Origin of the sequence: Xenophilus azovorans DSM 13620 (assembly GCF_000745855.1) — a bacterium.
GTDB classification, from domain to species: domain Bacteria; phylum Pseudomonadota; class Gammaproteobacteria; order Burkholderiales; family Burkholderiaceae_C; genus Xenophilus; species Xenophilus azovorans.
The window spans coordinates 148,599-162,238 of record NZ_KN050767.1 but is presented as its reverse complement, the minus strand read 5'-3'; the positions used below and the strand labels follow the sequence as shown (position 1 = coordinate 162,238).

Sequence of the window (13,640 nt, the reverse complement as noted above, 5' to 3'; positions counted from 1 at the left end):
AGTAACGAAAGGACATGCAGATGGACGACGGCCTGGAAGGCGTGGTGGCGGCGCGCACGGTGCTCTCCGAGGTGGACGGCGCGGCCGGCCGGCTGGTGCTGCGGGGGCATTCGCTGGACGCGGTGGCCGGCCGCTGGCGCTACGAGCAGGTGCTGGCGCTGCTGTGGCGCGGCTTCTTCGAGGACGCGCCCGACGGGGATGCGCTGGCCGGCGCCCTCGGCCGCGCGCGCGTGGAGGCTGCGTCGCTGCTGCGCGCCGACGACCGCGAAGCCCTGTCCGCGCTGCCGCCCGTGGAAGCCATGCGCGCCCTGCTGGCGCGCGTGCCGGACGGCGACGACCTGCCCACCGCGCTGCGCCTGGTCGCCGCGACGGCGGTGTTCACGGCGGCGGTGCTGCGCTGGCGTGCCGGCCTGCCCGCGCTGGCGCCGCAGGCCGATGCGCCGCACGCGGCCGACCTGCTGCGCCTGGCGCACGGCGCGCCGGCCAGCGCGGCGCAGGCGGCCGGGCTGGATGCCTACCTCGTCACCGTGGCGGACCACGGCCTGAACGCCTCCACCTTCGCGGCACGCGTCGTGGCCTCCACGGGTGCCGGGCTCGCGTCCGCGGTGCTGGCCGGACTGAGTGCGCTGAAAGGCCCGCTGCACGGCGGTGCGCCGGGGCCGGTGCTCGACATGCTCGACGCCATCGGCAGCGCCGGCGCGGCGGCCCGCTGGCTCGACGCCGCGCTGGACCGCGGCGAGCGGCTGATGGGCTTCGGCCATCGCATCTACCGGGTGCGCGACCCGCGCGCCGATGCGCTCAAGGGCGCGCTGCATCGACTTGCCGAGGCCGGCGGCATGCAGCCGGAGCGCGTGGCGCTGGCCGAGGCGGTGGAACGCGCCGCGCTGGCCTCGCTGCAGGCGCGCAAGCCCGGCCGCGTGCTGGAGACGAACGTGGAGTTTTACACCGCGCTGCTGCTGGAGGCACTGGGCCTGCCGCGCGAGGCCTTCACCGCCATCTTCGCCGCCGGCCGCGTGGGCGGCTGGATCGCGCATGCGCGCGAGCAGGTGCGCGGCGGGCGGCTGATCCGGCCGCAGTCGGTGTATGTGGGACCGGCGCCGGATGCGCGACAGGAGTGCGCCGAGCCGCTGCCGGCGTAAGTGAACCACCCCCAGTCTTCGCGGACTTCGTTGCGCTCCGCCAACCCCCTTCCGGGGGCACATCCTGCGGTCTGGCGAAGCCAGTCCCGCGGATGTCCGTGCATGGCCTGCTCCGCGGCCTTCGGCTCAGTGGCTTGTCATGCGTCGCGGGTGTGGCAACGCTCAGGCGTTCGCGTCCGGCCGCCTCTCTTCGATCAGCTTCACCAGCCCGTGCAGCAGCCGGTTCAGCGGCACTGGCACGCCCAGCGCGCCGCCGCGCCGCACGACATAACCGTTGATATGGTCGATCTCGGTGGGCTTGCCGCGCATCAGGTCCTGCGCTGTGGAGGAGAACTGCGCGGGCATGGTGCGGAAGATGCCTTCGACGGCGGCATGCACGTCGCCCGGCACCGTGATGCCGTCGGCGCGCGCGACGGCCAGGCATTCGTCGGCCACGGCATGCAGCGTCTTCTGGATGCCCGACACCGGGTACAGCTCGCCGTACGGCCGGCGCGTGATGGCCGAGACGGCGTTGTAGGCGCAGTTGAGCACCAGCTTGGCCCACAGCGCGCCGATCGCGTTGTCCGACACCTGCGTGGGCACGCCGGCGGCCGCCAGCAACTGCGCCGCGGCATCGCTGCCGGCCGAGGGGCCGATGACCAGCTCGCCGCGCCCGTGGTGCCGCACGTGGCCGGGGCCGGCCATCTCGGTGGCGACGTAGACGACGGCCGGCACCACGCTTTGCTGCGGCAGCACGGCCTGCAGGCGCGCGGCGTTGTCCACGCCGTTCTGCAGGCTCAGCACCAGCGCGCCGGGCGGCAGGTGCTCGCGCATCTGCGCGCCGGCGCTTTCCGTGTCGGTGGACTTGACACAGAACAGCACGATCTGCGCGCCGGCCACGCCGGCGGCGCCGGTGGAAGCGGCCATGGGGATGTGCTCGTCGAAGGCCGCGGTCTGCAGGCGCAGGCCGTGCTGGCGCACGGCGTCCACGTGCGCGGGCCGTCCGACGAGCGTGACGGCATGGCCGGCGCGCGCGAGCATCGCGCCGAAATAGCAGCCAACGGCGCCGGCGCCCATGATGGCGATGGAGGAGGTCATGGCGGGATTGTCGGAGCGGTGCGGCGGAAATGCGCGCACGGGGTTGATGCGTACCGACGTTCAGTCGACCCAGAAGACCGTTCGGGCTGAGCTTGTCGAAGCCTTGCGCGGCGCTTCGACCCTTCGACAGGCTCAGGACAGGCCAAGCTCAGCCTGAACGGTTCGTGGCGGTCCCGCTGCGGTGTCAGTGCCCCGGCGTCGTGCGCACGCGCGCCACCTGCGCGGCCAGGTCGGGCCAGGGCGCCGCCTGCGGCGCGAAGCGCGCGCGCATGTAGCCGGCCAGCTCGGCGATCTGCGCATCGCTCAGCGCATCGCGGAAGGCGGGCATGAAGCCGAGGTCCTTCGCCGCCGGCTCGCGCACGCCGTCGAGGATGGTACGGATCAGGTTGTCGGGCCGGTCGCTGGCGAGCTGGCTGTTCAGCGCCAGTGGGGTGTTCACGCCCAGCAGCGTCGGGCCGTCGCCGTCGTGGTGGCAGGCGGCGCAGGCGGCATCGAACATGCGCTGCGCCGGGCCGAGCAGGCGGCCCTGCTGCGCGGCGGCGGCCTGCACGGCGGCGCGGGCCTGCTGCTGCGGATCGGCGGCGGGCGCGGGGTTGAAGCTGGCGAGGTAGGTCGCCATCGCGCGCACGTCGGCATCCGGCACCTGCTGCAGCTCGCGCACCACCTCGGCCATCGGGCCGCCGGCGATGCCGTGGCGCGGCGAGTGGCCATGGCGCAGGTAGGCGTACAGGCTCTCGGCGTCCCAGGGCACGGGGTTCTTCGACAGGGCGGTGAGCGCAGGCGCCTCCCAGCCGTCGATGAAGGCGCCGGCCAGGAACTGCTTGCCGGTCTTCTCCGCGCCCAGCGCGTTGCGCGGCGAGTGGCAGGCGGCGCAGTGGCCCAGGCCGTTGACGAGGTAGGCGCCGCGGTTCCATTCGGCGGTCTGCGTGGCGACGGGCTGGTAGGGCGCCGCGTCGTGGAAGAGCGCGTTCCAGCCGGCCATCAGCGGGCGCAGGTTGAAGGGGAAGCGCAGGTCGTTGGCCGGCGTTTCCGCCTTCACCGGCGGCAGCGACATGAAGTACGCGTACAGCGCCTGCAGGTCGTCGTCGCTGGTCTTCGCGAAGGCGGTGTAGGGGAAGGCCGGGTACAGGTGCCGCCCGTCGCGCGAGAGGCCCTCGCGCATCGCGCGCTGGAAGGCGCTGAAGGACCAGCGGCCCAGACCCGTCTCCGCGTCGGGCGTGAGGTTGGTGGTGTGGATGGTGCCGAAGGGGGTTTCCATCGCGCGGCCGCCCGCGTTGGGCACACCGCCCGGCGCGGTGTGGCACACCGCACAGTCGCCCAGGGCGGCGAGCCGGCGGCCGCGCTCGATGGTCTGGTCGCTGAAGACGGGCTGCGTGAAGCTGACCGGCGCGATGGCGGGGCGCCAGCCGAGCAGGCCGGCCAGCATGCCCAGCCCGCCGACGACGAGCGCGCCGGCGCCGGCCCACAGGCTCTTGCGCCGCGGCCAGCGGGCGGTGGCGGGCAGATCCGGCGCGAGAGAAGGGGCAGCAGGGGCCGTCGCCGGTGGCGCCGTGCCGTCCGGCAGCGGGTGCAGCGCCGCCAGCACCTTCTCGGGCGTGAAGGGCGGTTCGCGGAAGCGCACGCCGGTGGCGTCGAAGATGGCGTTGGCGATGGCGGCCGTGCCCGGCACCGAGGACGATTCGCCCGCGCCCAGCGGCGGCTCGCCGGGGCGCGGCATCTGCAGCACCTCGATGACCGGCACCTCGCGGAACTGGATGATCGGGTAGCTGCCCCACTCGCGGCTGGCGACCACGCCCTGCGGGAGCGCGCCGGTCTGCAGCACGCCGGGCAGCGTCTCCTTCGCCGCTGACGGCGGCGCCGGCGCGAACTTCACCTCCTCCTTCAGCGCGCGGCTGGTGGTCTGGATCACGTTGCCGTGCACCTGGTGCTCGACGCCGGCCGGGTTGACGGTCAGGCCCGCATCGTGGCCGACCACCACGCGGCGCACGTGCACTTCGCCCGTCCTGCGGTTCACCTCGACGTCGGCCACCCACGCGGCCCAGGCGGCGCCGAAGCCGGGCCACTTGCTGTGCACATAGCGCGCATAGGCGAAGCCCTGGCCGAACAGGATGTCGCCGCCCGGCCCCAGGCCGCCGTCGGCGTTCTCCTGCGGGCCGGTGCGCATGCGCCATCCGGCCTTCTGCGCGGTGGCCTGGATCAGCTCGGCCGCGCGCGGGTCGGGCAGGTGGCGCAGGCGGAACTGCACCGGGTCCACGCCGGCGGCGGTCGCCAGCTCGTCGATGAAGCTCTCGTGCGCGAAGGAGTTGGGCAGCGCCGACACGCCGCGCAGCCACGAGGCGCGCACGATGGGCGCCATGTCGTTGACCTTCACGCGCAGGTTCTCGTACGCGTAGGGCGGGCGCGCAGTGCGGTCGCCCATCTCGAAGGCCTGCGCCGCGGGCTCGACCGCGCGGGTGAGCAGCAGCGCCAGCGGCGGCGCGCCGTTGCTGGGGTAGGAGGTCTCGAAGTCGTAGGCCGCGATGCCGCCCTCGGGCGAGAGCGCACCGGCCACGTCCATGAGCTGCGCCGTGCCCTTGGGCTCCCACTGGTGCTCCTGCTCGCGGCTGAGCTGCACGCGCACCGGCGCGCCGGCGGCGCGGGCCAGCAGCGCGGCGTCGGCCGCCACGTCGTCGGCACCGTTGCGGCCGTAGCAGCCGGCCGCCTCCATGCGCACCACGTCCACCTCGACGTCGGCCAGGCCCATCAGCTTCGCGAGGTCGGCGCGCAGCACATGGGGGTTCTGCGAGCCGGCCCAGACGCGAAGCCGTGCATTGCCGTCCTCCGGCTCCCACAGCGCGACGGCGCACGACGGTCCTATGGACGCGTGCAGCTGGTAAGGCCACAGATAGGTGCGCTGCATCGCGCCGCCGGCGGCCAGCGCGGCATCGACGTCGCCCTCGTCCACCAGCAGGCGCTGCGTGGCCGGGTTGGCGCGGATGGCGTCGGCCACGCGCCCCTCGCCCGCGAGGTCGGGCATGCCGGGCCAGGGTTTCCACTGCACGCGCAGCTCGCGCATCGCCTGCTCGGCGTGCTCCTCGCGCTCGGCGACGATGCCGACGAAGTCGCGGATCGCCACCACCGCGCGGATGCCGGGGATGTGCGCGATGGAGGCTTCGTCGACCGACGCCAGCGTGTTGCCGATGAACTCGCCGTGGTCCGCGCCGGCATACGGCGGGCGCACCACGCGGCCGTGCAGCATGCCGGGCAGGCGCATGTCATGCACGAAGACCAGCTCGCCCGCCAGCTTGGCGGGGATGTCCACGCGCGGCTGCGCGGTGCCGACGATGCGGTAGTCCTCGGGGCGCTTCGTCTTCGCCTCCGTGTCCAGCCGCAGCACGGTGCGCTGCCCGGCGACCAGCGCAGCGAAGGACAGGTGGCGTGCCGGTTCCTCGCGCACGCGCACGATGCCCAGCCGCACGTCGAGCGCGTCGACCGGCGCGCCCAACTGCTCGGCGGCGCGCGCCAGCAGCCAGGCACGCGCCTGGGCCGCGGCCAGGCGCAGCGGCTGCGCGTGGATCTGGATGGAGGCGCTGGCGATGGTGGCGCCCTGGTTGGGCCCGGCGGCGGTGTGGCCCAGCACCATCTTCACGCAGGCCAGCGTCAGGTCCAGCTCCTCGGCCACGATCTGCGCCAGCGCGGTCTGGATGCCGGTGCCCAGGTCCACGTGGCCGTTCAGCGCGCTGACGCTGCCGTCGTCCCAGACGGCGAGCAGGACCTCGTCGCCCTCGGCCGGGTTCGGCGGCACCGCGGGGGGCTGGCCGGGCGCCGGCGCCGCCGCCGCGGGCGTCTCGCGCACCACCACCAGCACGCCCTCGGCCGAGAGGAATTCGGCCCGCGTGCGCGGGCGGCTGGCGCGGCGCCGGTCCGTCATGGGGCGCTGCGGTCCTCGCCGGCGAGGCGCGCGGCGGCCAGGCTCACCGCGCGCAGGATCTCCACGTGCGTGCCGCAGCGGCACAGGTTGCCCGACAGCTCGCTGCGGATCCGCGCCTCGTCGGGCCGCGGCTCGCGCGCCAGCAGCGCCGCCGCCTGCATCACCATGCCGTTCAGGCAGTAGCCGCACTGCGCGGCCTGCGCGTCCTCGAAGGCCTGCTGCACGGGATGGAAGGCTGCCCGGCTTCCAAGCCCCTCCAGCGTGGTGATGTGGCGCCCGGCCACGCCGTGCGCCGGGATCACGCACGAGCGCGCCGCCACGCCGTCGACGTGCACCGTGCACGCGCCGCACTGGCCCAGCCCGCAGCCGTACTTGGGCCCGTTCAGGCCCAGGTCGTTGCGCAGCAGGTGCAGCAGCGAGGCTTCGCGCGGCGCGGCCAGCGCATGCGGCCGGCCATTGACGTGAAGAGCGAGCGGCAGGCTATCGCCGCAACTGGCCGGCACCGGTGTACATCTCCAGGTCCACGAAGGTGGAGCCGTTGTGGTTCTTGGCGCTGTACTCGACCGGGAATTCGCCGAAGCTGGCGCGCCCGATGCTTTCCAGGCCGGCGATGAAGCTGTCGCGCGTGAGCGCCTGGCCGCCGCGCCGCAGCCCTTCGGTCATGACGCGGCCGACGATGTAACCCTCCAGCGCGGTGTAGCTGTCGATCTTCTGGCCGAAGGCGGCGCGGTCGCGCTGGTAGTCGGCCACGATGGGCACGCGCAGCGACTGCGGCGGCGGCACGATGCTGGCGGTGACCAGGCCGGCCAGCTTGCCTTCCAGCCGCTGGGCCGAGCCCTTGGCGTCGGTGATGCCGACGGACAGCGTGTACAGCTGCGCGCCCGCGCCGCTGGCGCGGTAGTCGCGGATGAACACGTCGACCATGCGGCCGGCCATGATCATCACGACGGCGCCCGGCGCGGCGGCCTTGAGGCCGGCGGCCACCTCCTTGGCGTCGGTGGCCGCGATGGCCATCGACAGCTTCTTCACCACCGGGACCTTGTACTCGGCCGCGAGCTGCTCGCAGGTGGCGAGGTTGGAGGTGCCGAAGGCGCTGTCCTGGAACACCACCGCGATGTTCCGGATGCCGATGGTCGAGAGGTGGCTGATGATCTTGCGCAGCTCCAGGTCGTAGCCGGCGCGCACGTGGAACAGCAGGCGGTTGACGCTGGTGCGGAAGGAGGTGGTGCCCACCAGCGGCGCGAACATGGGCACGCCGGCCTTCTCGCACAGCGGCATGGCGGCCGCCAGGTTGCCGGTGGCGACGTAGCCCGTCAGCGCGAAGACCTTGTCCTGCTCGATCAGGCGCGTGGTGTTCACCGCGGTCTTCGCCGGCTCGTACACGTCGTCGTGCGAGACCAGCTCGATGCGCCGGCCGTTGACGCCGCCGGCCTTGTTGATGCGGTCGAAGCTCAACTGGATGCCGGCGCGGTAGTCGACGCCGAAGTCCTGCGCGGGACCGCTGAACACCGCCGACTGGCCCAGCCGGATCGTGTCGTCGGAGACGCCGTTGGCGGCGGCCGCGCGGCGCACCAGGGCCGGCCCGAAGGCCAGCGACGCGCCGCCTGCGGCGAGGGCGCGACGCCTGGAAACACGAAGGGACGGCGTCATGGGCACGGGCCTTTCAGGCAGCGACATCGGCGGACTGGATGCGTTTGACGCCCTTGGCCGCCATGTTCTTCCAGGCCTTGGCCAGTGAGCCGTCGAGGTCGATGGCGCGGGTGGCGTCCTCGATCACGTAGACGTCGAAGCCGGCGGCGCGCGCGTCCAGCGCCGTCCAGGCGACGCAGAAGTCGGTCGCCAGGCCGGTGACGTACACGGTCCTGATGCCGCGCGCCTTCAGGTAGCCGGCCAGGCCGGTCACCGTCTTGCGGTCGGCCTCCTGGAAGGCGGAATAACTGTCCACGCCGGGGTTGAAGCCCTTGCGGATGATGAGTTGCGCGGTGGGCAGCTTCAGGTCCTTGTGCAGGGCCGCGTCGTCGGTGCCCTGCACGCAGTGGTCGGGCCACAGCACCTGGTTGCCGTAGCTCAGCTTGATGCTGGAGAAGGCCTTCTGCCCCGCGTGCGCGCTGGCGAAGGAGGCGTGGCCGGGCGTGTGCCAGTCCTGCGTGACGACGATGTTGCGGAACTTCGGCGCCAGCGCGTTGATGACCGGCACCACCTCGGCGCCGCCCTTGACAGGCAGCGTGCCGCCGTCGACGAAGCAGTTCTGCACGTCGACCACGATCAGCGCCGACTTCGCGTCGGGCTTGACCGCACCGGCCGCCCACAGCGGCGGTACGGCGCCTGCGATGCCCAGCGCGGCGGCGGCGCGCAGGAAGCGGCGGCGTTGAGGTGTGTTCGTCATGGCAAGGCCCTCCGGGTTGAAAAGGGGATGCGTATCAGCCTGCTGATCCGAAGGCCGCGGAGCAGGCCATGCGCGAACACCCGCGGAACCGGCTCTGCCGGGCCGCTGGGTGTGCCCCCTGGAAGGGGGTTGGCGAAGCGGAACCCTTCGACAGGCTCAGGGCAGGCCAAGGTCCGCGAAGACTGGGGGTCATACGCTTAAATACGCGCGGCGTACGTCCTCGTTGGCCGCCAGCTCGGCCATGGTGGCGTGATAGCGGATCTGCCCTTTTTCCAGCACGTAGGCACGGTCGGAGACCAGCTCGGCGAAGTGCATGTTCTGCTCCGACAGCAGGATCGAAACGCCCTGCGCCTTCAGCTCCAGGATCATGTTCGCCATCTGCTCGACGATGACCGGCGCCACGCCCTCGGAGGGCTCGTCCAGCAGCACGAGGTAGGGGTTGCCCATCAGCGTGCGCGCGACGGTCAGCATCTGCTGCTCGCCACCGCTCATGCGACCGCCGGGGCGATCGGGCATCTCGCCCAGGTTGGGGAAGAGCTTGAACAGCTTCTCGGGCGTCCACAGCGGCGCGGCGCTGCCGTCGGCCCACTGGCGGCCGGCCTGGCGGCCCACCTCCAGGTTCTCCGTCACCGTCAGGTCGGTGAACACGCGCCGGTCCTCCGGCACGAAGCCCAGGCCCAGCCGCGCGGCATGGTGCGGCTCGGCCTTCGAGAGGTCGTGCCCCAGGAAGCGGATCGCGCCGCGCCGCTTGGCCAGCATGCCCATCAGCGCCTTCAGCGTGGTGGACTTGCCCGCGCCGTTGCGGCCCATCAGCGCCACCACCTCGCCGCGGCCCACCTCGAGGTGCACGTCGTACAGGATCTGCGCGGCGCCGTACCAGGCGCACAGCGACTTGGCTTCCAGCAGGATCTCGGGGGTGCTCGTCATGCCGTCGGCTCCGTCTGCTTCTTCTTCTCGAAGGTCTTGCCGGTGCCGAAGTACACCTCCTGCACCTTCGGGTGGTCGCGGATCTCCAGCGGCTTGCCGCCGGCGATCAGCCGCCCGCGCGCCAGCACGATCATGCGGTCGGCGTACGCGAACACCACGTCCATGCTGTGCTCGGTGAACAGCACCGCCATGCCGCGGTCGATCACGAGCTGCTTGGTCAGCGCCATCAGCGAGTTGCGCTCCTTGGGCGCCATGCCGGCGGTGGGCTCGTCCATCAGCAGCAGCTTCGGGTCGTTGGCCATGGCGATCGCCAGCTCGACGCGCTTGACGTCGCCGTAGGCGAGCACGCTGCAGGGCCGGTCGGCCTGGCTCTTCATGCCCACCTGGTCGAGCAGCGCCAGCGCCTCGTCGCGCTTGTGGTCCGAGGCGCGGCGCCACATCGAGAACAGCTTGTGGTCGTGCGAGAGCAGCGCCATCTGCACGTTCTCCACCACCGTCAGCGAGGCGAAGGTCTCGGCGATCTGGAAGGTGCGGCCCACGCCCAGGCGCCAGATCTCGCGCGGCTTCAGGCCGATGAGTTCGGTGCCGTCCAGGGTGATGGAGCCCTGGTCGGCCTTGAGCTGGCCGTTGACCATGTTGAAGGTGGTGGACTTGCCGGCGCCGTTGGGGCCGATCAGCGCCAGCAGCTCGCCCTTGGCCAGCTCGAAGCTGATGCCGTCCACGGCCTTCACGCCGCCGAAGGACTTGCCCAGATTGGTGACTTTCAACAAGCTCATCGTGCGGCCTCCCCCGCGGCGGCGTCGGCCTGCATCGGATGCCGGGCCGCCTCGTCGGCGGCGGCGTCGTCCTTGCGCCCGCGCACGCGGTCGGCGATCTGCTTGATCGAGCCCGCGATGCCCTGCGGGAACAGCAGCACCAGGATCAGGATGATGGCGCCCAGCATCGCGCGCCAGTAGTCGGTGTTGCGCGCCACCGTGTCGTGCAGCCAGGTGAAGGTGAAGGCGCCCACCACCGGCCCGGCCAGCGTCTGCAGGCCGCCCAGCAGCACCATCACCAGGCCGTCGACCGACTTGCCCACGGCCAGCGTCTCAGGCGAGATGCTGCCCTTGGAGTAGGCGAACAGCGCGCCCGCCGCGCCGGCCACCAGCCCGGCGACGATGAAGCCGGCCCACTGCATGCGCTTGACGTCGATGCCGATGGCGTCGGCGCGCAGCACCGAGTCGCGCCCGGCGCGCAGCGCGTAGCCGAAGGGCGAGAACAGCACGCGGCGCAGCCACCACAGCCCCGCGCCCACCAGCACCAGCGTCAGCCAGTAGTAGTTGCGCTTGTCCGAGAGCCAGTCCGAGGGCCACACGCCCGTGAGGCCGTTGCTGCCGCCGGTGAAGCTGTCCCACTGGTAGACGATGGCCCAGGTGATCTGCGCGAAGGCCAGCGTCAGCATCGCCAGGTACACGCCCGACAGGCGCACCGCGAACCAGCCGTAGACGAAGGCGCCGGCGGCGGCGATCAGCGGCGCGACCACCAGCGTCAGCTCCATCGGCAGCCCGGCCGAGCGCGCCAGCAGCGCCGCGCCGTACGCGCCCAGGCCGAAGTAGGCGGCATGGCCGAAGGAGTGCATGCCCGCCGGCCCCATGATGAAGTGCAGGCTGGCCGCGAAGAGGGCAGCCACCAGCAGGTCGATCAGCAGCACGGTGGTGTAGGGCGAGTCGGCCGTGGCGAAGGGCACGGCCGCCAGCACCAGGGCCAGCGCCGCGGCCGCCGCCACGTAGCCCTTGCCGGCGCGGCGCAGCGGCTCCTCCTGCATGCCCACGTAGCGGCTGGGCGCCTGCGCGCGGCCCATCAGGCCCCAGGGGCGCCACACCAGCACGGCGGCCATGACGAGGAAGTCCACCACCAGCGTGAGCTTGGAGAACGAGATGGAGATGCCCGCGATCTCCACCACGCCCAGCCAGATGCACAGCGCCTTGATCTCGGCGATGAGCAGCGCCGCGACATACGCGCCCGGCAGCGAGCCCATGCCGCCCACCACCACCACCACGAAGGCGGCGCCGATGGTGTTGAGGTCCATCTCCAGCGTGGCCGGCTCGCGCGGTAGCTGCAGCGCGCCGCCCAGCCCGGCCAGCAGCGCGCCCAGGGCGAACACGGCGGTGAACAGCCAGGCCTGGTTCACGCCCAGGGCGCTGACCATCTCGCGGTCCTGCGTGGCGGCGCGCACCAGCGTGCCGAAGCGCGTGCGCGTGAGCAGCAGCCACACCAGGCCCAGCACCAGCGGGCCGACCACGATCAGGAACAGGTCGTAGGAGGGGAACTGCCGGCCCAGGATCTCCACCGAGCCCTTCAGGCCCGGCGCGCGCGGGCCCAGCAGCTCGTCGGGGCCCCACAGCCACAGCACCGCGTCCTTGATCACCAGCACCAGCGCGAAGGTGGCCAGCAACTGGAACAGTTCGGGCGCCTTGTAGATGCGCCGCAGCAGCAGCACCTCGATGACGGCGCCCAGCACCCCCACCGCGATGGCCGCCAGCGGCAGCGCCAGCCAGAAGCCGGCGCCGCCGAGCGCGCCGCCCAGGCGCTCGGCCAGGGTGTAGGCGACGTACACGCCCACCATGAAGAAGGACCCATGGGCGAAGTTGACGATGCGCGTGACGCCGAAGATCAGCGACAGCCCCGCCGCCACCAGGAACAGCGAGGACGCGGACGCCAGCCCGTTCAGGAGCTGGACGATCAGGCCGGAAAGACTCATGGATCGCTTCTTCTATCGTGGGGAGGGATCAATGACCCGTGCTGATGCGAACCACCTGCAGCCTTCGAAACGCCGCCGCACTGAAGGCCGCGGAGCAGGCCATGCGGGAACACCCACGGAACCGGCTTTGCCGGGCCGTAGGGTGTGCCCCCTGGAGGGGGTTGGCGAAGCGGAACCCTTCGACAGGCTCAGGGCAGGCCAAGGTCCGCGAAGACTGGGGGTGGGTCATTTCAGTCCGAGGCGCGCGACTTCTTGATCTCGGCCGCCGGGGGCTGGAAGCGTGCGTCGGCGCCGTCGTAGTAGACGTAGTCGACCATCACGCCCTTGCCGCCGTCGTTCTTCGTCTTGCCGACGAAGGCGCCCATGGTGGACTGGTGGTCCTCGGCGCGGTAGGTGATCTTGCCGAAGGGGCTGTCCACCTGCAGGCCCTTGAAGGCGGCCACCAGCTTGTCCGGCTCGGTGCTCTTGGCCTTGGCGATGCCGGCGGCGGCCGAGTGGATCATGCTGTAGCCCACCACCGAGCCCAGGCGCGGGTAGTCCTTGAACTTGGCCTGGTAGGCGTCGAGGAAGGCCTTGTGCTCGGCCGTCTTGATGCCGTACCAGGGGTAGCCGGTCACGATCCAGCCGTCCGGCGCCTCGTCCTTGAGCGGGTCCATGTACTCGGGCTCGCCGGTCAGCACGCTGACCACGGTGCGGCCCTTGAACAGGCCGCGCGTGTTGCCCTCGCGCACGAACTTGGACAGGTCGGCGGCGAACAGCACGTTGAAGATCGCGTCGGGCTTGGCGTCGGCCAGCGCCTGCACCACGCTGCCGGCGTCCACCTTGCCCAGCGGCGTGGCCTGCTCGGCGACGAACTCCACGTCGGGCTGCGCGGCCTTGAGCAGCTGCTTGAACGCGGCCACGGCCGACTGGCCGTACTCGTAGTTGGGGTAGACCAGCGCCCAGCGCTTCTTCTTGAGCTTGGCGGCCTCGGGCACCAGCATGGCGGCCTGCATGTAGGTGCCGGGGCGCAGGCGGAAGGTGTACTGGTTGCCGCCCTGCCAAGTCATCTTGTCGGTGAGCGGCTCGCCGGCCAGGTAGAAGAATTTCTTCTGCTTGGCGAAGTCGGCCAGCGCCAGGCCGGTGTTGGAGAGGAAGGCGCCGGTGAGGATGTCCACCTTCTCGCGCGAGACCAGCTCCTCGGCCATGCGCACGGCGTCGCCCGGGTTGGCGTTGTCGTCGCGCATGACCAGCTCGACCTTCTTGCCGTCGATGCCGCCCTTGGCGTTGATCTCGTCCACCGCGAGTTCCATGCCCTTCTTGTAGGGCTCCAGGAAGGCGGGCTGCGCCTTGTAGCTGTTGACCTCGCCGATCTTGATCACGCCCTGGGCGTGGGCGGGAACGAGCGCGACGGTGAGCGCTGCCAGCGAGACGGCGCTGAACGCAAGACGCAGATGCTTCATCGGATGACTCCTCGGTTGG

General features: G+C 71.8%; 10 protein-coding genes. 1 reads left to right on the top strand and 9 read right to left on the bottom strand.

Features of this window, described 5'->3' with window-relative positions; genetic code table 11:
* Positions 1-14: 14 nt before the first annotated feature.
* Positions 15-1,139 carry a citrate synthase/methylcitrate synthase gene (locus tag Q392_RS29795; RefSeq protein WP_211260337.1) on the top strand — a complete coding sequence of 375 codons (1,125 nt, stop codon included), beginning with the start codon at positions 15-17 and terminating at the stop codon, positions 1,137-1,139.
* A gap of 162 nt (positions 1,140-1,301) precedes the next feature.
* Here the strand turns inward: Q392_RS29795 and Q392_RS29790 are convergent, their stop codons facing one another.
* The 9 genes from Q392_RS29790 to Q392_RS29750 form a co-directional block, all read right to left on the bottom strand.
* A complete protein-coding gene (locus tag Q392_RS29790) occupies positions 1,302-2,216 on the bottom strand; it encodes a ketopantoate reductase family protein (RefSeq protein ID WP_038218132.1) in 915 nt (304 codons plus the stop codon).
* A gap of 184 nt (positions 2,217-2,400) precedes the next feature.
* The gene (locus Q392_RS29785; protein WP_038217962.1) at positions 2,401-6,126 is read right to left on the bottom strand and encodes a molybdopterin cofactor-binding domain-containing protein; all 3,726 of its coding nucleotides are present in this window, start codon (positions 6,124-6,126) and stop codon (positions 2,401-2,403) included.
* Positions 6,123-6,629 (bottom strand): (2Fe-2S)-binding protein, encoded by a 507-nt coding sequence (locus tag Q392_RS29780; RefSeq protein ID WP_038217960.1) that lies wholly within the window; start codon positions 6,627-6,629, stop codon positions 6,123-6,125. Before Q392_RS29780 ends, Q392_RS29785 begins: the two co-directional genes overlap by 4 nt.
* A complete protein-coding gene (locus Q392_RS29775) occupies positions 6,607-7,776 on the bottom strand; it encodes an ABC transporter substrate-binding protein (RefSeq protein ID WP_051954093.1) in 1,170 nt (389 codons plus the stop codon). Before Q392_RS29775 ends, Q392_RS29780 begins: the two co-directional genes overlap by 23 nt.
* A 13-nt stretch (positions 7,777-7,789) precedes the next feature.
* Complete coding sequence (gene pncA, locus Q392_RS29770) at positions 7,790-8,512, bottom strand: bifunctional nicotinamidase/pyrazinamidase (protein WP_038217958.1); 723 nt, start codon at positions 8,510-8,512, stop codon at positions 7,790-7,792.
* A gap of 189 nt (positions 8,513-8,701) precedes the next feature.
* Complete coding sequence (locus Q392_RS29765) at positions 8,702-9,439, bottom strand: ABC transporter ATP-binding protein (protein ID WP_038217957.1); 738 nt, start codon at positions 9,437-9,439, stop codon at positions 8,702-8,704.
* Positions 9,436-10,215, bottom strand: a complete 780-nt coding sequence (locus tag Q392_RS29760; RefSeq protein WP_038217949.1) for an ABC transporter ATP-binding protein — start codon at positions 10,213-10,215, stop codon at positions 9,436-9,438. The genes Q392_RS29765 and Q392_RS29760 overlap by 4 nt, the downstream gene beginning before the upstream one ends.
* Positions 10,212-12,179, bottom strand: coding sequence for an ABC transporter permease (locus tag Q392_RS29755; RefSeq protein WP_038217947.1), 1,968 nt, complete (start codon positions 12,177-12,179; stop codon positions 10,212-10,214). Before Q392_RS29755 ends, Q392_RS29760 begins: the two co-directional genes overlap by 4 nt.
* Before the next feature lie 230 nt (positions 12,180-12,409).
* A complete protein-coding gene (locus Q392_RS29750; protein ID WP_038217944.1) occupies positions 12,410-13,621 on the bottom strand; it encodes an ABC transporter substrate-binding protein in 1,212 nt (403 codons plus the stop codon).
* Positions 13,622-13,640 lie beyond the last annotated feature (19 nt).